Raw genomic sequence first — 21050 nt, forward strand, 5'->3', positions numbered from 1 at the left:
CATGAGAGTAGTTTAATTGCGCAAAGTATTTATCGAATTTTGTATTCTCGCAATAGAAAATGCACCCGAAGGTGCATTTTTTTACTGTTTTTTATTCAGCCAAACACATTATTCTTGGCCTTTGGTGATGTCTACTTTGAATAAATCAGAAGTTTTTACCCAACTTATTGCGACGACAGCCAAGGTCATACATCCACCAAATACAGTGGCTGTGATTGTTCCTAAATATTTTGCAGCCAGCCCAGATTCAAATGCGCCCAATTCATTACTCGATGAAACAAACATCCCATTCACCGCAGCGACACGGCCACGCATATTTTCAGGTGGGTAAACTTGTAAAATGGTTTGGCGTACAACCACTGAGATACTGTCACAAGCACCAGTCATAGCCAAAGCAAATAAAGAGAGCCAGACGTTGTTTGAGAATGCAAAGATAATGGTAAACACCCCAAAACCAGCAACAGCAATCAGCATATTTCGCCATGCATGATGTGTAGGTGGAAATTTGGTTAAAGCGATCATGGTTATTAATGCGCCAATAGAGGGAGCCGCACGTAAATAACCTAAACCTTCAGGTCCAACTTTTAGAATATCTTCTGCAAAAATTGGCAGTAGGGCAATCACACCACCAAACAGCACTGAAACCAAATCTAAAGATATGGCCCACAGTACAATTTTGGTTTTCCAAATAAAGCGAAAACCTTCACTTAAACTTTCCCAAAGATTGTCTTGTTCCATAGTTGGAAAAGTACGCTTCTTTAATAAGTTAATCAGACAGAAGCAAATAAATAAAAGTACTGCTACCGAGAGTAAGCTATTTTCACGACCGATTCCTGCCAGCATAAAACCACCCAGCATTGGGCCAATAATGACACCACTTTGCCATCCAATCGTGGTCCATGTTGCACCATTGGCATACAGTTCACGAGGAATTAAAAATGGTTTTAATGAGGTTGCTGATGGATTATAGAAACCTCGGATGGTACCCAATCCAAAAATAACCGCATAAATCCCCCAAGACAGTGTAGTCACACCAATTTGGCCATGATCATAACTGTGAAATAACCACCAAAGCACCAATGGCAAAGGGAAGGAGAAGAATAAGCAAACTTTCATAATGGTTTGTTTATTCAACTTATCAGCAAAATAACCACCCCAAAGCGACAGTGCAATAAACGGGATTGCTTCTGCTAGTCCAATCAGACCCAAGGTAAGCGGGTCTTTGGTAATTTGATAGAGTGAATAGGCAACAATAATTTCTTGAATTAAAATTGCGAGTGTTAAACAAAATTGATTGATGGTAACAATTGAGAAATCTCGATAGCGAAGCGCAGCAAAAGCATCCTGTGCAGGGGTCATAACTGTCCAGTTTTATCATGATGTGATGATTATAAAGATTTCATCCTGATTTTTCTTATAAAACTAGGTGAAATTTACATCGAAAATTACATTGGGGAATTGTGAAATTGTTGGATGTTTTGCTTTTGTTTTGTACAGAGATGATTTAGAATACTGCCTCCCTTACCTGCAGGTCGTTGTCGCAATGGTGCGAACGTACCGAACAGGTGTTTAAAGAGGTTGTTATGGCTAAGTTAAAAACTCGCCGTGGTGCAGCTAAGCGTTTCAAAGCGACTGCTAACGGTTTCAAGCGTAAACAAGCGTTCAAACGCCACATTTTGACCAAAAAATCTGCTAAACGTATTCGTCAATTGCGCGGTTGTGTCATGGTTCACGTAAGTGACATGAATTCAGTTCGTCGTATGTGCCCATACATCTAAGGAGATTATAAATGGCTCGTGTAAAACGTGGTGTACAGGCTCATCGCCGTCATAAAAAAATTCTTGCTCGTGCTAAAGGTTACTATGGCGCGCGTTCACGTGTTTATCGTGTAGCGTTCCAAGCAGTAATTAAAGCAGGTCAATACGCTTACCGTGACCGTCGTCAAAAGAAACGTCAATTCCGTGCTTTATGGATTGCGCGTATCAATGCTGGTGCTCGTCAAAATGGTTTGTCGTACAGCCGTATGATCGATGGCTTGAAAAAAGCTCAAGTGATCATCGACCGTCGCGTACTTGCTGACATCGCTATGCATGACTCAGTTGCATTTGCTGCTTTAGCTGAAAAAGCTAAAGGTGCATTAGCTGCTTAATCATCTTTGATGATTAAAAAAGACCGCTTTTTAGCGGTCTTTTTTATGCCTAAAAATTTATTTTCAAACTCTTGCAGGAATTTTTAAGATGAGTTTTCATTGAGTTTGATTGTTCTAATACAGCGCTAATCAGTAAAATTTGTATTGATGTATAATTTGTCATTACGGATGCTCTAACTATTTTGTTATGGCATTGAATTGACCAAACTATAGAATCTAGTCTTATGCGCAAACAATATCACTTTCGCCAAGTTGGTGAAGACACTTATATTTGGGATGTGCATCATTTGGTTGAGCTGAGCCAAGAGTTCCCAATCCATGAAGTTCTATTATCCGATATACAAGAACTCAATGAAGCGTATTGGTTTCCAGATACACATCCAACAACACAGCAAATGATTGAACATTTTCAACTGATACAACAGGCAGATCTAAGTTATCCAATTATTCTATCTGCTGATGGTAGAGTGATGGATGGTATGCATCGTGTGGCAAAAGCAAAATTACTCGATCATCTCACGATTAAAGCCGTCAGGTTTGAAATTACGCCACCAGCAAATTTTATCAATATTGACGAGGATGATTTGGATTATGCTGATTGAGCAGGCCATCCGAATGATTTAAACATTCAAATAACTTTGCATACACATTACACAATATCAACGTGAAAACATTATTGTTTTAGAAATAGCTCGCATAGAGTAGAACAACGAATAATAGAAAATGATGGAGTGGGTATGCGTGTTGAGATTGAAGGTTTACAACAAGGTGCAATTGAAGTTGAATTGCAACTACTACCCAGAGTTGGGGAAGTTTTAAAAGTGATGTATGGTGCAGATGCTGAAGTTAAAGGTGAAGTAACAGCAGTTGAGCACTATATCAATCAACATGCAAATGAACATAAAGTGATACTCAGCATACGGCCCGTATTTTGATATAGATCAGCTAAAATGATTAAATCATGATTGGGTTGTTATGTGATCTAAAGTAGCTTATTTGGCTACTTTTTTATTTTTAGAGGGTTCTTAAATTTATGAAACGCATCAATGTCGTGGGGACTTCTGCGTCAGGAAAAACAACATTTTCAATAAGATTAGCTCAAAAATTAAAGTTCACCTATATTGAATTGGATGATTTATTTTGGCTAGATGATTGGCAAGAGTCTACCGATGATGCATTTTTTCAGAAAATTCAGGCGAAACTAGATCAAGCTAAATCTGGTTTCGTCATAGATGGTAATTATACGCGAACTACGCATATCAAATGGCAAGATATCGATACCGTAATTTGGTTAGATATCCCTTTTTATATCAATCTTTACCAATCCATACAACGAGCTGTTCGTCGTGCTGTTTTTAGACACAGACTTTGGGAGAGTTCAAATAATCGTGAAAGTTTTAGTAAAATGTTTAGTCGTGACTCGATTATTTGGTGGATGATTAAAACGCATCAAAAAAATCGTCAGCAATATATAACGATGATGAATGATCCTCAATATTCACATATCCAATTTATCCATTTAAAATCGCGAAAAGATATTGATCAATTTTTGAGTTTAATTTAAGTCCTTTATAAGTTAGGATAAATTTTGAAAAAATATAACAAAACGTGTCGAATATTTTATGAAAAATTAAGTGGAATCGTGATTGAATAAGAGGTTCATGCGAATGATGGTGATGGCATAACAGAAGTATCGTATCAGTGGGATATTAATCATAGGAAAATAAAATGAGAGATTCTCAATTTTTAACAACTTTACAAGAACAAGTAAAGAACGGGCAAAAGTATAGTTATTTGTGTTTTTGGGGGCATAGTCAAAAGACTTCTGGAAAAATAGACAAGAGCTGTTTAAGTCAATGGTTTCCTGCAAAATTTGAAATTGATGGTGTCAATTATCAAAGTACAGAACAGTATATGATGGCGCAGAAAGCCAAACTATTTAATGACGAAGATATTTTTCAGAAAATTTTACAAACAGATGATCCTAAGAAAATAAAAGCATTAGGTCGTTTGGTCAAAAATTATCAAGATGAGGTTTGGATTGCTCATCGTTATGAAATTGTGGTTCAAGGTAATTTGGCTAAGTTTTCTCAAGACAATGATCTTAAAGCCTTTCTACTAAGTACCTCAGATCAAATCATCGTTGAAGCCTCACCTGTAGATCAAATTTGGGGGATTGGACTTGCAACAGATCATGTTAATGCGACAAATCCAAACGCATGGCAAGGTTTAAATCTTTTGGGTTTTGCCTTAATGGAAGTGAGAAAGCAACTTTAAAGTTGCTTTCTTTTTAGGATTAATTTTATCAGATAGATAAGACATTATAGTCCAAAATAATAAGCGGCAAGGCAGATTAATATGGTCACAATAATTAATGCAAAAACACCTGTTTTACCTGGTTTATGCTCAGGATTTGCCTTGCTGTTAAACGCTTGACGCTGCTCGGTTTTGATATTGTCATGCGCATCAAAGGGTGAAGCAATTTGTTTCGGTGTTAAGCGTGCAGATTTATAATGATTTGCAACTTTAACAATAAATTTTGATTTTAAATCTTCAACTTTTTGGAGGAAATGGCGCAAATTCATTTGTTCTTCAGGGCTCATGATTTGCTCATTCTCATCATAGGGATGCTTTAATTTTGTAGAGATAAAGCTTTCTAATGCATCGATACGACAGAAGGTTTCATGTGTGTAATCAGCTTGATAGTCAGTGGGTAACAGCGCAAGTTTAAGGCTTGAATCCTCGGTCGTGTATAGTGTTTCATCTAATCCATAATAAGGTAAATCTTTATTTACAGGTTCTGGAAAACCTTTGGCATATTGAGTATCGAACAATTCATTGTCTGTATAAACTTGAATATCATCCCAATTCGGTTGAACTAAATCTTGTTCAATCCGTTTAATCAATTTTGCATTGAGATCATAGCGCCAAAAAATCTCGGTACGTAAATTGGAGCGTTGTTGCTCAGGCGCTTCATAATCATTGTCTGCGCTATACCATTCCGCCAATTCTTTACCAAAAATCCATGCAGTTTTCTTTTGTTGATCATGGCTAACAATAAAGTGTGGGATGGCTAACAGTTCAACATTGGCATTTGGATTTTGTTCATCGTTTAAAATGCTCGCGCTATGTAAGCTGAGTCGATACACGCCTTGTTTTTTTAGCCCTTCAAGCCAAATCTGAAAATGCTGTGCCAATAGGTGTTGGTTGGTTAAATCACGGAAGCCAAAAGCATGCTGATTAAAAATGGCATGATTGACCCAACGAGAAAAACTGATCCCTTGAGTGAGATACTCATTGCCATAAGTGACGAGTGTAAGTTGACGTTTCCAGATTTGATCGAGTGCCATTTTTTATAGATCTCAGCGACATTAAATCCATTTTATACTTTTTATAAATCAAAGTTCTAGCATTTCAACAGGAATCAAACAGGGAAATATACAAATTATTTAGAATAAGTTGTGACTAATCGTATTTTTTGTAAAGCGGAAACTTCATTCAACTGCATAAAAACTGTTAGAATATAGAGTTATATTATTTTTCTAAAATATTGCTTTGAGAGTTACTATGTCACTGGAAGCCCTGACCACTGAAGCGCTCGCTGCGATTGCAGCAGCTCAAGACCTGACTACACTCGACCAAGTACGAGTGCAATTTACAGGGAAAAAAAGCCAGCTTGCGGAACAATCTAAGGCACTTGGCAAAATGGACCCTGAAGAGCGTAAAGTTCAGGGCGCTGCAATTCATGCAGTACGTGAAGCGATCAGTGCAGCATTGACTGAACGCCAAACTGAATTACAGAAAGCTGAATTAGAATTAAAGCTAGCAAGTGAAACAATTGATATTACTTTGCCAGGACGTGGGCAAGCTGTAGGAAGTATTCATCCCGTTACTCAGGTTCAAGAACGTATTTGCCAATTCTTTACCAAAGCGGGTTTTACTGTTGCGACAGGGCCAGAAGTTGAAGATGATTATCACAACTTTGAAGCATTGAATATTCCAGGACATCATCCAGCACGTGCGATGCATGATACGTTTTATTTTGATGCAAACCATTTATTACGTACCCATACTTCAGGTGTACAAGTACGCACAATGGAAAACTCGCAACCACCGATTCGTATCGTTTGTCCGGGGCGTGTCTATCGTTGTGACTCAGATCAGACCCATTCTCCTATGTTTCATCAAATCGAAGGTTTATACGTTGCTGAAAATACCAGCTTCGCAGAATTAAAAGGTTTGTTGATTAATTTGCTAAATGAATTTTTTGAGAAAGATTTAAAAGTACGCTTCCGTCCGTCTTATTTCCCATTCACAGAGCCAAGTGCTGAGGTGGATATTATGGATGAGCGTGGTCGTTGGTTAGAAGTTTTGGGTTGCGGTATGGTGCATCCAAATGTTTTACAAGCTGCGGGTATTGATCCTGAAAAATATAAAGGCTTTGCATTTGGTCTTGGTGTAGAGCGTTTCGCAATGTTACGTTATGGCATCAATGATTTGCGTATGTTCTACCAAAACGATGTGCGTTTTTTACGCCAATTTGCTTAACAAATTTATACCTCTCCCTGACCTCTCCTAATGAGGAGAGGGGATGTCCAAGATAATGAGACGAAGGGTTCTGCCTCTTTTTAAAAGAGAGTCAGAGAGGAATTCATAGATATTGAATATAGGTTTTAGAAATGAAAATTAGCGAAAATTGGCTTCGCACATGGGTCAACCCTGCAATTGATAGCGATACTTTGTCTGATCAACTGACCATGTTGGGACTTGAGGTTGATGAACTGGTTCCCGCAGCTAAACCATTTACAGGTGTGGTGATCGGTGAGGTTTTAACTGTTGTACAGCATCCTGATGCAGATCGTCTACGTGTCACTACGGTGAATATTGGTTCGGGTGAACCTTTGCAAATTGTATGTGGTGCACCAAATGTACGTGCTGGAATGAAAGTGCCAGTTGCAACCATTGGTGCAGTGCTCCCAGGTGATTTTAAAATTAAAAAAGGCAAACTTCGTGGTGTTGAATCACAAGGAATGCTGTGTGGTGCTTCAGAAATTGACCTTGAAGATAAAATTGATGGCCTGTTAGAACTTCCTGCAGATGCACCTGTAGGCGCAAATATTCGAGAATATTTAAATCTTGATGATCATGTGATTGATATCAGCATCACGCCAAACCGTGGTGACTGTTTCAGTATTCGTGGGGTGGCACGTGAAATTGGGGTAATTAACCAATTGCCTGTAACAGCACCTGAAATTCAAGAGGTTGCGGCTACGATTGCTGATCAGAAGCAAGTTGTTGTGACAACGGATGGTTGCCCTCGTTACTTAGGTCGTGTGATTAAAAATGTAAATACCAAAGCAGCTACGCCTGCATGGATGGAGCAAGCTCTAGCACGTTCAGGTATTCGTCAACACAGTATTCTTGTTGATATTACCAACTATGTGCTTATGGAACTTGGTCAACCGTTGCATGCGTTTGATGGTGGTCAGGTTCAAGGTTCAGTGCATGTGCGTCAGGCAAGTGCAAATGAAAAGCTTGTTTTGTTAAATGAACAAGAAATTGAATTGACTGAAGATGTTATGGTGATTGCAGATGATGTAAAAGCATTGGCGATCGCAGGTATCATGGGTGGTTTATCCTCATCTGTAACAGATGAGACCACTGAGATTTTCCTTGAATCTGCATTCTTTGCACCATTGCATATCGCAGGCCGCGCACGCCGTTATGGTTTGCATACAGATGCATCACAACGCTATGAACGTGGTGTGGACTTTGAATTGCCTATGATCGCAATGCAACGCGCTTCACAATTGATTCAGACCCTTGCGGGTGGTGATTTCGGTCCAATTACCGTATCTGAAAAAAATGAATTGTTGCCTAAACGCGAAGCAATTGAGTTGAATCAAGCGCAAGTGGATCAATTGCTGGGTTATCAAGTTCCTACTGCATTTATTACAGATGCGCTGCAACGTTTAGGTTGTGAAGTGACTGTAAAAGCTGAAGGTGAATGGACTGTTGTACCACCATCGCATCGTTATGATATGGCAATTTATCAAGATTTAATTGAGGAAGTTGCGCGTATACATGGTTATGACAATATTCAAATTAGTCTGCCAGTGATTGATGTAAAACTTGCTAAACATCAGGATCAATTTGAACTGACTCAGTTACGTCAAACTTTAGTAACACTGGGTTATCAAGAGGCGATCAGTTTTAGTTTTGCAGATTTAAAACTTGAGAAACAATTGAATTCACAAGTAAATCCATTGGCGCTTGCAAATCCGATTTCAAGTGATTTGGCAGTCATGCGTTCAACTTTACTTTCAAGCTTAATTCCATGTGTTCAGTACAATATTAATCGTCAACAAAGTCGTGTACGTTTCTTTGAGCTAGGACTACGTTTTGATTATCAAAATGCGAAAAGTATAGAAGATTTGAAACAGATTCCAACTTTGGCTATGATTGCTGTAGGATCAAAACAAATTGAATCTTGGCATGGAAAAGCTCAAGTTATGGATTTCTTTGATCTCAAGGGCGAGGTCGAAGAGATTTTAGCAGCTGGACGTGTTCACGTTGAATATGTTCGTTCTGATCGTGAATGGTTACATCCAGGTCAGTCTGCGGAAATTCTCGTGGATGGGAAATCAGTAGGTTATTTAGGTCGTCTACATCCATCTTTGGAAAATGCACTGGATTTGAGCACAACTTGGATCGCAGAGCTCGACCAATCGGCTGTTTTGCAAACTTATGTATCTAATTTTACAGAATTATCACGATTTCCATCGGTTAGACGTGATATTGCGCTTGTAATTAGTGATAAGATTAATGTTAGTGAAATTCAGCAACTTATCGAAAAAACGGGTGGAGAGCTTTTAGACTCTACTTGGTTATTTGATGTGTATACAGGGCAAGGTGTTGAACAAGGTAAGCGCTCTTTAGCATTTGCATTGTTATGGCAACATCCATCACGTACACTCGAAGATGCTGAGATTAAATCCGGTATGGATCATATTATTCAAGTGTTAGAAGACACTTATCAAGCGACATTGAGGGCCTCATGACAGCATTAACAAAAGCAGAAATGGCTGATCATTTAAGTGAGCTTACGAGTTTAAACCGTCGTGAAGCAAAACAAATGGTCGAGTTGTTCTTTGACGAGATTAGCCAAGCATTAATTGCAGGCGAACAAGTCAAACTCTCAGGTTTCGGAAATTTTGAACTACGTGACAAACGTCAACGTCCAGGTCGAAATCCTAAAACTGGAGAAGAGATTCCAATCTCAGCACGTCGAGTTGTAACATTCCGTGCAGGTCAAAAATTTAGACAACGTGTGGGTACAGAACAAGAAGATTAATCGGCAATTTGTGTGTCGTAAGATGAAAGCTCTGTAATCTAAAAGTTTTGTAAGATAAAAACCCTGAGTAATCTGCTTGGGGTTTTTTATTGTAAAAAAGAAACATCATTTGAATTCGATCAACTAATTTTTGCTGTAATCACTGTGGTAAGACTGGAATATCGTTTTTATCCCAATTTCCAAAGATCAAATGGGTTTATGTGGGTGAGGTTTGTTTAAAAATAGAGTAGGGGGGATTTTGTAATTGTTGGGTAAAAGTGGGACTCTTATGCGGGATAAATTTATTTTAAGAAAGTTCTTAGCATCTTTATAAAAATGCAAATAAGTAAACCTATTCTAGTATTGGTTAAGTTGATCTGAATACGCTTGCAATTTTAAAGGGCAATAAGCAAAGTAAAATAGAGTCGTGTGGTTTTGTACTTGTTGGATTTACGGGTTCTGTAGTGAAGGGTAATGCGGTTTGTTTATGATTATTTAAACTTTAAAGTAAAAAACAAAGAAAAAAAGAGAACCTAAAAGGTTCTCTTTTCTTGATAATAATCTAAGCGATTATTAGTGAGCAGCTGAAGCAGCAGCTGAAGCATCAGCAGCAGCAACAGTAGCTTCAGAAGCAGCAGCAGTAGCAGCAGAAGCGTCAGCAGCAGCAGCGTCAACAGCAGCAGTAGCTTCAGAAGCAGCAGCTACAGCTTGAGAAGCAGCAGCATTTGAATCAGCAGCAGCTTCTTCAGTTTTTTTAGCACAACCAACGAAAGCTAAAGTAGTAGCAACTGCAGCAGCAATAGCGATTTTTTTGAATAACATGGCATCACTCTCATAAATTTAATTGAGACAAAAAACCCAAGTTAGCCTGTTTTTTGCTTTTTGCATGAGCAGTCTAACTGGTATGCGAATATGCTATCACTGCGCATTTTGAATTGCTACTGTTTATCTTAAAAAAACCGACCAAATTGATGAAAAAATGATGTTTTTTTAACAGTATTTTACAATCAAGTTGCGTTTTTAGATTGGTTTATTGATAAATAAGTTATTAATAAATATAAAAAATCTTAATGAATAATTTTTATATTCAAATATTTGCAATATCGTGTAACGTTGAAATTCGATGATTGTATATTTATGTAAATAATGTCAACCAAATAAAAAGGCTACTCTATAGAGTAGCCTTTTTAAGTATTTATGGAATTAGTTGGCAGCTTTGCGCTTCATTTGATCAAAGAAATCATCATTGGTTTTGGTTTCTTTCATACGATCCAACAAGAATTCCATCGCCACTAATTCATCCATAGGATGAAGAAGTTTACGAAGAATCCATACTTTACGTAGGTTTTCTTCGCTCATGAGACGCTCTTCACGACGCGTACCTGATTTTTTGATATTCATTGCTGGGAAGACGCGTTTTTCAGCAATACGGCGATCAAGGATGATTTCTTGGTTACCTGTACCTTTGAATTCTTCGTAGATCACTTCATCCATTTTACTGCCTGTTTCAATCAATGCAGTAGAAATAATGGTGAGAGAACCGCCTTCTTCAATATTACGTGCAGCACCAAAGAAACGTTTAGGGCGTTCTAAGGCATGTGCATCAACACCACCAGTAAGTACCTTGCCTGATGAAGGAACAACAGTGTTATAAGCACGTGCTAAACGCGTGATTGAGTCAAGTAAGATCACAACATCTTTTTTGTGCTCTACCAGACGTTTGGCTTTTTCAATCACCATTTCAGCAACTTGTACATGGCGAGCTGGAGATTCATCAAAGGTTGATGCAACAACTTCACCACGAACAGTACGTTCCATTTCGGTCACTTCTTCAGGACGTTCGTCGATCAGAAGAACAATCAAGAAACATTCAGGATTGTTACGCACAATAGATTGGGCAATGTTCTGTAATAACATCGTTTTACCCGCTTTTGGCGGTGCTACGATAATTGAACGTTGACCTTTACCGATGGGTGCAACCAAGTCAACGACACGCGCTGTCAAATCTTCAGAAGAACCATTACCCAGCTCCATAACCAATTGCTCAGTTGGGAAAAGTGGTGTGAGGTTTTCAAATAGAATCTTATTGCGTGAGTTTTCAGGGGTGTCATAGTTAATTTGATTAACTTTTAATAATGCAAAGTAACGTTCACCTTCTTTAGGTGGGCGAATCGTACCTGTAATCGTATCACCAGTTCGTAGATTAAAACGACGAATTTGTGAAGGACTAACATAGATATCATCCGGACCTGCAAGATAAGAACCTGCAGCGGAGCGTAAAAAGCCGAAACCATCAGACAAAATTTCAAGAACACCATCACCAAAAATTTCTTCGCCATTCATTGCATGGCGTTTGAGGATGGCAAAAATGATGTCTTGCTTACGGTTACGAGCCATTCCTTCAAGGCCCATAAACTCAGCAATTTTAATGAGTTCGCCGATCGGTTTTTTCTTGAGTTCAGTTAAATTCATAAATGGTCAGATTGAATAAGGATGTGTGGAACACAGATAAAGAGAAAAGAAGCAAAAGTCGCCAGCAGTGTAATAGGTGAGTTGAAATTGTATAGACACAAAAACAAACTCAGAATCTATGTAGTTCTTTCGAGGAGAAATATGTAAAACAATTTCTGTTGCCGAACGGCGATCTTATGTGTTGTCCTTTAAGAAACAGGAAGAGAATCCTAATGTTCCTTGAGCATGGAATATAAGTTAGATCAACAAGTTTGTCAAATTATAGTCGAAAAAAAATACGCTAGAAAATCAAGCGTATTTCTCATTTTCCTAGATTTATACAAATAATGTATAAATTCAGCAAATTAAATATTTTCTTCAATGAATGCAGTTAATTTAGATTTTGGCACTGCACCAATTTGTTGAGCAACAACTTCACCATTTTTAAACATCAATAATGCTGGAATGTTACGAATGTTGTAGTTGACCGCAGTTGCTTCACACGCAGTTACATCAACCTTAACGATTTTAACTTTACCTTCAAATTCAGTTGAAAGTACTTCAAGGACTGGTGCAATCGCTTTACACGGTGCACACCAGCCTGCCCAAAAATCTACGATTACAGGGATATCAGATTGAAGTACATCTGCATCAAAGTTGTCATCAGTGGTATTTACGATATTGCCAGACATGGATTTTGCTCCAAAATATTTTAAAGATGAATCTATCTATGGATATAAGTATTACATAGTCATCTTTAACAATGTAGGGGGATGTTTAAATTTTCATTCTAATTTGTGAGTTTGTCCAATTGATGCTCACGATATTTACAATCGGATCTTTAGAAAAAGCAGTGAAACTGTCACATAATTGTCATATATGCTGAAAAAGTAATGACTCATCAAATTGTCTAAATAAATGGCTTTTAAAAAGCGTGTATGTGAATTAATCTAAGCAGCAATTCAGTATGAGTTTGTATAAATAATGTCTGATTTTTTGATTGATGAAGAATTACTTGCTGCGATTGATATGGGGTCAAATAGTTTCCATTTGGCAATTGCTCGTGTGGATCATGGTGAAGTTAAGAAAGTTGCTTCTATGTCAGAAAAGGTTCAGCTTGCGGCTGGATTAGATGAAAATAAAAACTTAACTGAAGCTGCACAGCAACGGGGCTTGGCTTGCTTAGCGCGTTTTGTTGGACGTTTAAGTTCAGTACAGCCGACTCGACTCAGAATTGTAGCGACAAATGCGCTGCGTCAAGCGAAAAATGGGCATGAATTTATTCAAAAAGCTGCAGAGATCTTGCCAAAGCCCATTGAAATTATTGCGGGACGAGAAGAAGCCCGACTCATTTACTTGGGTGTTTCCCATACCATGGCCAATAGTGGTCGTCGTCTGGTGATTGATATTGGTGGTGGATCTACTGAACTGATTATTGGTGAAGAGTTCGAGCCGATTCATACCGAATCTTTACAGATGGGCTGTGTGGCCTTTACTAAAGCCTATTTTGCCGATGGTGATATTAACAACAAAGCTTTTGATAAAGCTGTGGTTGCGGCACGAAAAGAATTATCTTCGATTGCAAATACCTATAAAGCTGCAGGCTGGGATACTGTGGTGGGTTCTAGTGGAACCATCAAAGCGTGTCGTCAAATTGCAGTCAATATGGGCTGGAGTGATGAGCAAGAGAATCTGACTCGTGAAGGTTTAGAAAAATTAAAAGATAAATTGCTGAAATTTAAAAATATTTCAGATATGGAATTTGATGGTTTAAAAGAAGATCGCCGAGCAGTATTACCTGCAGGTTTAGCGATCCTTTATGCTGTGTTTGAAGTCTTGAATATTGATAAATTGGTGTATTCAGATGGAGCATTACGTGAAGGTGTAATGTATGACTTGCTCGGCCGTTTCCAACATGAAGATATTCGCGATCGTAGTGTACAGGCGATGATGGGACGCTATGGCGCAGATGCAAAACAGGCTGAGCGCGTGGTTGAAACAGCACAACATTTGTTTAATGCTGTTGCTAATACACTCAACTTAAACAGTGATGATAGCGATCTGTTGCGTCGAGCTGCTTATTTGCATGAGATCGGTTTAGCCATTAGCCATAGTGGTTATCAAAAGCACAGTGCTTACTTATTACAACATTCAGACATACCCGGTTTTTCACAAATTGATCAAAATCATTTGTCACATTTGGTCGCTCATCACCGTCGTAAATTACGCGTAGATGCCAAACTAGACGTGTTAAAAGTGGGCGGCAACAAGCTTGTGTACTTGTGTTTGTTGCTTCGTCTTGCAGTTTTACTAAATCATAGTCGTAGCGATGAGATGCTTCCTGCCATTGAATTGACGGTAGAGAATGAGCAACAATGGCAACTCAGCGTTTCTGGTGATGCCAAACAATGGCCATTGCTGGTTGCAGATTTGCATGATGAGCAAGTGCAATTTAAGCATTGGGACATTGAATTGAATATTCAGTCGGAACAGTTTATCGATTAACTTAAAGGTTTGGTGATGATGGAGTGATCAATCATTTTATATCACTTAAACCTAAACTTCCGATGCGTAATCCATCGGTGAATTAGGGATAATACTCGACTTATGAAAAATAAAGCTGCTCAATCTCAAGCTTGGAAAACGGTTCAAATTGCACGTCACCCTGAGCGTCCGCAATTTTTGGATTACGTAGGCGAAATCTTTACTGAATTTGATACCTTGCATGGTGATCGTTTATACGGTGATGATGGTGCAATGGTGGGTGGATTGGCTCGTTTTAACGGTCAGCCCGTAATGGTTGTGGGTCAACACCGTGGTCGTAGCACGCGTGAAAAATTACAGCATAACTTTGGGATGTGTAATCCTGAAGGATACCGAAAGTCGCAACGCTTACTCGATATGGCGGAACGCTTTAATCTTCCGGTGTTTACCTTTGTTGACACCATGGGAGCATACCCGGGTATTGGTGCTGAAGAGCGTGGACAAGCAGAAGCAATTGCAACCAGCTTGGCGCAACTTTCAAGCCTTAAAGTGCCAGTCATTGCGACTGTTTTAGGTGAAGGTGGTTCTGGTGGTGCTTTGGGCATCGGTGTTGCAGATCGCGTTATTATGTTGTCACACAGTATTTACTCTGTGATTTCACCTGAAGGTTGTGCTTCTATTCTCTGGAAAACTGCAGATAAAGCAGAGCAAGCCAGTGAAGCACTTGCATTAACTGCCGACAAGCTCAAAGAAATTGGTATTGTTGAATATGTGGTTGATGAAGGTGAGGGTGCTCATTTACATCCTTTTGAGGTTATGGAAAAACTCAAGGATGTGTTAAAACAAGCGCTTGATGAATTACAGCCAATGACTGCGGAAGAACGATGCGAAGCACGTTATCAACGTTTAATGAAGTTTGGCAGCGACAATTTAGGTCTTGCTTCTTAAAACAGTATTCTCAATTTCCTGAAAATACCCGTTTCTTAATCGGATGTAGTGGTGGGATGGATTCCATGCTGTTGCTACATCTAATGGCACAACTTTTCCCCAAGCAAATTCGTGCAATTTATGTTAATCATCACCTGCAAAAAGTCAGTGATGTGTGGGCTGATTTTGTTGCTCAACAATGCACGGCGCTGAATATTCCTTATATTCTTCAGTCGGTTCAAGTCACTCAAGGCAATCTTGAGAATCAAGCACGTCAAGCGCGTTATCAAGCCTATTTACAGCATATCGATGAAAATGAGGTATTGGTTCTTGCACATCATCAGCAAGATCAGGCTGAAACGTTAATGTTGCGTTTGTTGTCAGGTGCTGGGGTTACAGGTCTATCTGCGATGCAATCCATCGATCAGCGCGATCAATTGCTGATTTGGCGACCTTTACTCGATACTTCCCGTGAGCAGATTTGCCAATGGGTTGAGCAACTGCAAATCGATTATGTGGACGATCCTTCCAATTTAGATACACATTATGACCGTGCATGGTGTAGACATGAACTTTGGCATATTTTGCAAAGTCGTTATCCTAAAATGCAGCAAGCATTGGCACGTACCAGCTATTTAATGCAAGATGCTGATGAAATTCTCAATGAGGTGGTACAGCAGGATTTAAGCTTTTGTAGTCATCCTGCACAATTGGATTTAGCCAAATTGGCCTCTCTTTCCCCTGCTAGACAGCGGCAACTTTTATCGGTATGGATGAAAGGTGAAGGGACATACCGCCCAGCCTTGGACATGGTGCAAAGGCTACAAGATGAAGTAATTGAGTCTAAAACAGATGCGCAAGCTGCTTTACATTGGAATCATTTTTATTATTTACGTTATCAAAATCAGTTGTATCGAATTGAACAAAACCAATATTTAGCATCAAAATCTAAACAATTGCCTCTAGAACAGGAAGTTCAATTTCAGCTTCATCAACAACTACAATTCACATCTGGTGTGTTTCAGATCGAAAGCTCTAAAATGGGCCTGGCTTTTGCATTATTCAATCATAAGCTAACATTAAAGCCGCGTTTGGGCGGTGAAAAAATTCACCTTTATGGCAGAGTAGGTGCTTGGCCTTTAAAAAAAGCCATTCAAGAGGCACATATTTTTCCGTGGATGCGTCATACAATTCAAATATTAAGTGTAGATAATGTTATGCTTGGGGTGTTTACACCAAATGGTTTTTGGTTGGCGCAATCTGAATATTGTGAAGTGGGTGGATGGCAACCAAATTTAATCTCTGAGTTAAAAACTAAGGTCGAGCGTGATTCATGAGTGCAGCGTTAAATTGTAATATTACTTTCATTGGTGGTGGGAATATGGCACAAGCCCTTATCGGTGGCTTGTTGAGTCGTGGATTACCTGCAACACGTATTACAGTTTCTGACCCCTTTGAAAATATTCGACAATTGCTACAAGAAAAAGATGTTCATGTGACTGATGATAATATCGCAGCAATTAAAAATGCCGATATTGTTGTTTTTGCTGTAAAACCTCAAGTTTTGGGTGGGGTGCTTAAACCTTTAAATGGTTTACTCGAAGATAAATTATTGATCTCGATCGTTGCTGGTGCTGAAATTAAAACGATTTCAGACTTAACCGGCAGTGAGCGTGTTGTTCGTGTTATGCCGAATACCCCTGCTTTGGTTCAAACTGGTGCACATGGTATGTTTGCGAAACCAGAGGTCAGTGCTAAAGACCGCGAATTGGCAACACAAGTACTTGCTGCGACAGGTTTAACGCTTTGGGTGAGTTCTGAAGCACAGATTGATGCTGTAACTGCTGTTTCTGGTTCTGGTCCTGCATATTTCTTCTATATGATGGAAAGCATGATTCGTGCTGGAAAAAATATGGGTTTAGATGAAAAGGTTGCGACTGCTTTAACTTTACAGACAGCACTTGGTGCAGCACAAATGGCAATTACCAGCTCAAATGCACCTTCAGAATTGCGTAAAAATGTGACTTCTCCAAACGGCACTACACAAGCTGCTTTAGAAGTATTTGATCGTGCTCAAATTTCTCAAAATATTCAGACAGCTTTAGCTGCTGCGCAGAAGCGTAGTCAGGAACTGGCTCAAGAATTAAGTGACAGCATTAAATAATTATTGATTTTTAGGAACGTTCCAGTATGGGTGCAAATTCTGCGCAAATTTTTGGCATTATTATTAACGTAGCGATTTTGCTCGTATTCTTTCGTTTTTTAATGCAATTGGCCATGGTGAGTCCATACAATCCAGTGGTGATGTCGACAGTCAAAGCGACAAAAATCGTGGATATGTTTGGGCGAATTTTTCCGCCTTTGGCCAAAGGGCGAGTAAATACAGCTGCATTGGTATTGCTGGTGGTGTTATATCTGCTTAAAATTTTTGGAATGATGTACTTGCAAGGTGCAATACCCAATAGTCCTGTACATTTGATCATTTTAACTTTTGTGACCATGATCCAAGATTTGATTCGTTTTTGTCGCTATTTAATTTTTGCGACCATTATTCTCAGTTGGGTGGTGATGTTTACTCAGTCAAGATCACCTTATATTGAAGTGATTCAAGAGCTTGCTGAACCTTTATTGGCACCGTTCCGCCGTATCATGCCAAATATGGGAATGATTGATCTTTCTCCAATTTTAGCGATTTTGGCATTGATCATTGCTGAAAAAGTTATGGATTATGCTGCGATTGCATTACTAACAGGTCTTTAATTCACCAGTTTAAATAGTAAAAGGACTCAATAGAGTCCTTTTTTTATGCATGTTAAAAAATATAACATTGAGTATGTTTTCAACAAAAGATGACCGCTCCCTAACCCTGTTCTAGAAAGTTAGGGAGCGTTTCAAAGGCTTAATGTGCTTCACCCCAATTCTTGCCTTGACCGACTTCAACAACTAACGGTACTGATAAGGTAACGACTTTTTGCATCACATCTTTAATCTGTGCAGCCAATTGATCTGCAATAGCTTCATCGACTTCAAACACCAATTCATCGTGTACTTGAAGTAAAAGTTTGGCCTGATCTTGGGGTAAGATTTTATTGACTTCAATCATCGCCATTTTAATGATTTCAGCCGCAGAGCCTTGAAGTGGCGCATTAATCGCAGCACGTTCAGCACCTTTACGCACCATCATATTTCGAGCATCAATATCTGGTGTATATAAACGACGACCTGTAATGGTTTCTACAAAACCTTGTTCCAATGCCACTTGGCGGGTACGTTGCATATACTCATAAATACCCGGATAACGATGGAAGTATTGCTTAATATAGTTTTGTGATTCTTCGCGAGTAAAGCCCAGTTGACGAATCAAACCAAACTCAGACATACCGTACAATAAACCAAAGTTAACGGCTTTGGCTTGGCGGCGTTGATCAGAGGTCACATTTTCCAGCGCTACACCCAAGACCTCAGATGCTGTACGACGGTGTACATCTTGCCCATTTTGAAAGGCGTCAACCAAAGCATCATCTTGTGAGAAATGCGCCATTAACCGTAATTCAATTTGTGAATAATCGGCTGCCAATAGTACACGCCCTTGAGGTGCAATAAAGGCTTTACGAATCTGACGACCAATTTCTTCACGTATCGGAATGTTCTGTAGATTTGGATCGGTTGAAGACAAGCGTCCCGTTGCTGTTAAGGCTTGATGGTAACTGGTATGTACGCGATGGGTATCGGGATTGGCTTGTTTGACTAAGGCTTCGGTATAGGTACTTCTAAGCTTGGTTAAACCACGATACTCAATGATCAGTTCAGTAATTGGATGATCGATTTTTTCTAAAACCGCTTCAGAGGTACTGTATTGTCCCGTTGCAGTTTTTTTGCCACCTTTTAAACCTAATTTTTCAAATAAAACTTCACCGACTTGTTTGGGGGAACCGACATTAAAAGATTCACCAGCGATTTCGATAATTTGATTTTCAAGATTTTGAATAGTATTGGCAAAGTCCACACTGAGTTGATCTAAGAAGCTTAGATCAAGTTCAATCCCATTTTCTTCCATGGTCGCCAAAACACTGGCTACTGGCATTTCAATGTGATGTAAAATATTGATCAGTTCAGGAATTTCTTTTAGCTTACGTTCCAAAACTTCATAAAGGCGGTAGGTGACATGCGCATCTTCTGCTGCATAATGTCCAGCGGTTTCAATCTCGATTTGATTAAAGGTCTTTTGTTTTGCACCTTTACCAGCAACTTGTTCAAAAGTCGTGGTCAAATGGCTCAGATAAACGCGCGCAACATCATCCATACCATGGCGTGTTGTTACTGCATTCAAGACATAAGAGGCCAGCATGGTGTCAAAATACCAGCCTTGTAAATGGATACCGTGATTTTCAAAAATATGCGCATCATATTTTAAATGATGTCCAATTTTTTCAACACTTGGATCTTCAAGAATCGGTTTGATTTGCTGAATAATCGCATCGCGATTGAGTTGCTCAGGTGCACCTTCATAATCATGTGCCAAAGGGATGTAATAAGCATCATTGGCATCAAAAGCCACTGAAAAACCGACCATTTCAGCGATACGGTAATCTAAACTTGTGGTTTCAGTGTCAATTGCAAAACGTTTTTCTGTGCTTAAGCGCTGGAAGAGCTTATCCCATGCTTCTTGACTTAAAACAGTATGATAAGTGGCTTCACCAAGGCGGTCATCAACACTCGAACTTGTTGCTTGATCTGTAATTTCATTTTCAACAGGCTGCTCAGTTTTGCTAATGCTTTGTGTTGTTTGTTTATAGGCAGGGCTATTTGGATTATTGGGATGATCTAGCGATTGTAATTGATTACGGAATTCAAGTTCCGTATACAAGTTGCGTAATGCTTCAACATCAGGTTCACACAGCTTTAAATCATCATAGCTCAAGCTTAAATCGAGATCGATAACAATACTTGCCAATTGATGATCAAGTGCAATCCCTTCAACATTGTCTTTTAAACTTTGTCCAACTTTACCTTTGATATTGTCAACATTTTCTAAAATGCCAGCAATCGTACCATATTCATTTAACAGCTTAGCAGCCGTTTTTGCACCAACACCAGGTACACCACGAATACCATCAGAGGCATCACCCATCAAGGTTAAATAATCAATAATTTGATCTGGACGGACGCCAAATTTTTCGATTACACCATCGACATCCATCGGTTTGTCTTTAAAACTGTCTTCGAGGGTCACTTTATCCGTGACCAACTGCGCCATGTCTTTATCACCCGTAGAAATCAAAACTTGATGACCGGCTTTTTCAGCACGTTTTGCCAAGGTTCCAATGATGTCATCCGCTTCAGCACCCGGAAGCGTATGTAATGGAATACCTAAAGCACGAATCAAGGCATGCAAATAAGGGATTTGTTGTGATAATTCTTCTGGCATGCTTGGGCGGTCACCTTTATATATCGGTGACAGTACATGGCGGAAAGTGGGTTCAGGTGTGTCAAAAATAACCGCCATATGTGTTGGTTGCACACGACGCATCAGTTTTTGAATTGCAGAAATTGCCCCGCGAATCGCATTGGTCTGTAATCCAGTTGATGTGGTTAAAGGTGGGAGTGCATGAAAAGCACGAAATAAAAAGTATGACCCATCGACCAATACAAATGGTGGCATTGATATTTTCCTAATTCAAATAACCGCTTTATTGTACGTGATTT

20 protein-coding genes are annotated in these 21050 nt (G+C 39.2%); 14 read left to right on the plus strand and 6 right to left on the minus strand.

Going from position 1 to position 21050, the window contains the following annotated elements:
• Positions 1-108: 108 nt before the first annotated feature.
• Positions 109-1359 (minus strand): MFS transporter, encoded by a 1251-nt coding sequence (locus tag AC07WY_RS10070; RefSeq protein WP_494736309.1) that lies wholly within the window; start codon positions 1357-1359, stop codon positions 109-111.
• 224 nt (positions 1360-1583) lie between these two features.
• On the opposite strand from AC07WY_RS10070, the gene rpmI reads away from it, so the two are divergent.
• From rpmI to ybiA, 6 genes are all read left to right on the plus strand, one after another.
• The gene (gene rpmI, locus AC07WY_RS10075) at positions 1584-1778 is read left to right on the plus strand and encodes a 50S ribosomal protein L35 (RefSeq protein ID WP_002054552.1); all 195 of its coding nucleotides are present in this window, start codon (positions 1584-1586) and stop codon (positions 1776-1778) included.
• Between the two features lie 11 nt (positions 1779-1789).
• Positions 1790-2149 (plus strand): 50S ribosomal protein L20, encoded by a 360-nt coding sequence (gene rplT, locus AC07WY_RS10080; RefSeq protein WP_004723060.1) that lies wholly within the window; start codon positions 1790-1792, stop codon positions 2147-2149.
• Between the two features lie 224 nt (positions 2150-2373).
• The gene (locus AC07WY_RS10085) at positions 2374-2751 is read left to right on the plus strand and encodes a hypothetical protein (protein WP_262085102.1); all 378 of its coding nucleotides are present in this window, start codon (positions 2374-2376) and stop codon (positions 2749-2751) included.
• Between the two features lie 135 nt (positions 2752-2886).
• Positions 2887-3084 carry a hypothetical protein gene (locus tag AC07WY_RS10090; RefSeq protein WP_004723056.1) on the plus strand — a complete coding sequence of 66 codons (198 nt, stop codon included), beginning with the start codon at positions 2887-2889 and terminating at the stop codon, positions 3082-3084.
• Between the two features lie 98 nt (positions 3085-3182).
• The gene (locus AC07WY_RS10095; RefSeq protein WP_494736310.1) at positions 3183-3713 is read left to right on the plus strand and encodes a P-loop NTPase family protein; all 531 of its coding nucleotides are present in this window, start codon (positions 3183-3185) and stop codon (positions 3711-3713) included.
• Positions 3714-3877: 164 nt separating this feature from the next.
• The gene (ybiA, locus tag AC07WY_RS10100; RefSeq protein ID WP_494736311.1) at positions 3878-4426 is read left to right on the plus strand and encodes a riboflavin biosynthesis intermediates N-glycosidase; all 549 of its coding nucleotides are present in this window, start codon (positions 3878-3880) and stop codon (positions 4424-4426) included.
• A 44-nt stretch (positions 4427-4470) separates the two neighbouring features.
• Here ybiA and AC07WY_RS10105 read toward each other — a convergent pair whose 3' ends face one another.
• Positions 4471-5499: a hypothetical protein gene (locus AC07WY_RS10105; RefSeq protein ID WP_494736312.1), complete on the minus strand. Its 1029-nt coding sequence runs from the start codon at positions 5497-5499 to the stop codon at positions 4471-4473.
• 217 nt (positions 5500-5716) lie between these two features.
• Here AC07WY_RS10105 and pheS point away from each other — a divergent pair, with 217 nt between their 5' ends.
• From pheS to AC07WY_RS10120, 3 genes are all read left to right on the plus strand, one after another.
• Entirely contained in the window at positions 5717-6697 is a 981-nt protein-coding gene (pheS, locus tag AC07WY_RS10110; protein ID WP_004723046.1) for a phenylalanine--tRNA ligase subunit alpha, read from the plus strand.
• A gap of 131 nt (positions 6698-6828) precedes the next feature.
• Entirely contained in the window at positions 6829-9210 is a 2382-nt protein-coding gene (gene pheT, locus AC07WY_RS10115; protein ID WP_494736313.1) for a phenylalanine--tRNA ligase subunit beta, read from the plus strand.
• A complete protein-coding gene (locus tag AC07WY_RS10120; protein WP_004723042.1) occupies positions 9207-9503 on the plus strand; it encodes an integration host factor subunit alpha in 297 nt (98 codons plus the stop codon). The genes pheT and AC07WY_RS10120 overlap by 4 nt, the downstream gene beginning before the upstream one ends.
• Before the next feature lie 552 nt (positions 9504-10055).
• Here the strand turns inward: AC07WY_RS10120 and AC07WY_RS10125 are convergent.
• From AC07WY_RS10125 to trxA, 3 genes are all read right to left on the minus strand, one after another.
• Positions 10056-10304 (minus strand): hypothetical protein, encoded by a 249-nt coding sequence (locus tag AC07WY_RS10125; RefSeq protein ID WP_056514861.1) that lies wholly within the window; start codon positions 10302-10304, stop codon positions 10056-10058.
• A gap of 381 nt (positions 10305-10685) precedes the next feature.
• Entirely contained in the window at positions 10686-11954 is a 1269-nt protein-coding gene (rho, locus tag AC07WY_RS10130) for a transcription termination factor Rho (RefSeq protein ID WP_004723038.1), read from the minus strand.
• 344 nt (positions 11955-12298) lie between these two features.
• Entirely contained in the window at positions 12299-12625 is a 327-nt protein-coding gene (gene trxA, locus AC07WY_RS10135; protein WP_004723035.1) for a thioredoxin, read from the minus strand.
• 292 nt (positions 12626-12917) lie between these two features.
• On the opposite strand from trxA, the gene ppx reads away from it, so the two are divergent.
• The 5 genes from ppx (at position 12918) to AC07WY_RS10160 (ending at position 18104) form a co-directional block, all read left to right on the plus strand.
• The gene (ppx, locus tag AC07WY_RS10140; protein WP_004819129.1) at positions 12918-14438 is read left to right on the plus strand and encodes an exopolyphosphatase; all 1521 of its coding nucleotides are present in this window, start codon (positions 12918-12920) and stop codon (positions 14436-14438) included.
• Between the two features lie 102 nt (positions 14439-14540).
• Positions 14541-15365 (plus strand): acetyl-CoA carboxylase carboxyltransferase subunit alpha, encoded by an 825-nt coding sequence (locus tag AC07WY_RS10145; RefSeq protein ID WP_004819131.1) that lies wholly within the window; start codon positions 14541-14543, stop codon positions 15363-15365.
• Positions 15302-16681, plus strand: coding sequence for a tRNA lysidine(34) synthetase TilS (gene tilS / locus AC07WY_RS10150; RefSeq protein WP_494736314.1), 1380 nt, complete (start codon positions 15302-15304; stop codon positions 16679-16681). The genes AC07WY_RS10145 and tilS overlap by 64 nt, the downstream gene beginning before the upstream one ends.
• Positions 16678-17508: a pyrroline-5-carboxylate reductase gene (gene proC / locus AC07WY_RS10155; protein ID WP_494736315.1), complete on the plus strand. Its 831-nt coding sequence runs from the start codon at positions 16678-16680 to the stop codon at positions 17506-17508. Before tilS ends, proC begins: the two co-directional genes overlap by 4 nt.
• 26 nt (positions 17509-17534) lie before the next feature.
• Positions 17535-18104 (plus strand): YggT family protein, encoded by a 570-nt coding sequence (locus AC07WY_RS10160; protein ID WP_004723028.1) that lies wholly within the window; start codon positions 17535-17537, stop codon positions 18102-18104.
• Between the two features lie 139 nt (positions 18105-18243).
• On the opposite strand, the gene polA is transcribed toward AC07WY_RS10160, so the two are convergent.
• The gene (gene polA, locus AC07WY_RS10165; protein WP_096733204.1) at positions 18244-21006 is read right to left on the minus strand and encodes a DNA polymerase I; all 2763 of its coding nucleotides are present in this window, start codon (positions 21004-21006) and stop codon (positions 18244-18246) included.
• Positions 21007-21050: the final 44 nt, after the last annotated feature.

The organism is Acinetobacter sp. GW821-FHT01C12 (assembly GCF_059422625.1).

Excerpts from the sequence above, each read along its gene's own strand:
- AC07WY_RS10070 (WP_494736309.1), bottom strand. The coding sequence starts at position 1,359 with ATGACCCCTGCACAGGATGCTTTTGCTGCGCTTCGCTATCGAGATTTC.
- rpmI (WP_002054552.1), top strand. The coding sequence starts at position 1,584 with ATGGCTAAGTTAAAAACTCGCCGTGGTGCAGCTAAGCGTTTCAAAGCG.
- rplT (WP_004723060.1), top strand. The coding sequence starts at position 1,790 with ATGGCTCGTGTAAAACGTGGTGTACAGGCTCATCGCCGTCATAAAAAA.
- AC07WY_RS10085 (WP_262085102.1), top strand. The coding sequence starts at position 2,374 with ATGCGCAAACAATATCACTTTCGCCAAGTTGGTGAAGACACTTATATT.
- AC07WY_RS10090 (WP_004723056.1), top strand. The coding sequence starts at position 2,887 with ATGCGTGTTGAGATTGAAGGTTTACAACAAGGTGCAATTGAAGTTGAA.
- AC07WY_RS10095 (WP_494736310.1), top strand. The coding sequence starts at position 3,183 with ATGAAACGCATCAATGTCGTGGGGACTTCTGCGTCAGGAAAAACAACA.
- ybiA (WP_494736311.1), top strand. The coding sequence starts at position 3,878 with ATGAGAGATTCTCAATTTTTAACAACTTTACAAGAACAAGTAAAGAAC.
- AC07WY_RS10105 (WP_494736312.1), bottom strand. The coding sequence starts at position 5,499 with ATGGCACTCGATCAAATCTGGAAACGTCAACTTACACTCGTCACTTAT.
- pheS (WP_004723046.1), top strand. The coding sequence starts at position 5,717 with ATGTCACTGGAAGCCCTGACCACTGAAGCGCTCGCTGCGATTGCAGCA.
- pheT (WP_494736313.1), top strand. The coding sequence starts at position 6,829 with ATGAAAATTAGCGAAAATTGGCTTCGCACATGGGTCAACCCTGCAATT.
- AC07WY_RS10120 (WP_004723042.1), top strand. The coding sequence starts at position 9,207 with ATGACAGCATTAACAAAAGCAGAAATGGCTGATCATTTAAGTGAGCTT.
- AC07WY_RS10125 (WP_056514861.1), bottom strand. The coding sequence starts at position 10,304 with ATGTTATTCAAAAAAATCGCTATTGCTGCTGCAGTTGCTACTACTTTA.
- rho (WP_004723038.1), bottom strand. The coding sequence starts at position 11,954 with ATGAATTTAACTGAACTCAAGAAAAAACCGATCGGCGAACTCATTAAA.
- trxA (WP_004723035.1), bottom strand. The coding sequence starts at position 12,625 with ATGTCTGGCAATATCGTAAATACCACTGATGACAACTTTGATGCAGAT.
- ppx (WP_004819129.1), top strand. The coding sequence starts at position 12,918 with ATGTCTGATTTTTTGATTGATGAAGAATTACTTGCTGCGATTGATATG.
- AC07WY_RS10145 (WP_004819131.1), top strand. The coding sequence starts at position 14,541 with ATGAAAAATAAAGCTGCTCAATCTCAAGCTTGGAAAACGGTTCAAATT.
- tilS (WP_494736314.1), top strand. The coding sequence starts at position 15,302 with ATGCGAAGCACGTTATCAACGTTTAATGAAGTTTGGCAGCGACAATTT.
- proC (WP_494736315.1), top strand. The coding sequence starts at position 16,678 with ATGAGTGCAGCGTTAAATTGTAATATTACTTTCATTGGTGGTGGGAAT.
- AC07WY_RS10160 (WP_004723028.1), top strand. The coding sequence starts at position 17,535 with ATGGGTGCAAATTCTGCGCAAATTTTTGGCATTATTATTAACGTAGCG.
- polA (WP_096733204.1), bottom strand. The coding sequence starts at position 21,006 with ATGCCACCATTTGTATTGGTCGATGGGTCATACTTTTTATTTCGTGCT.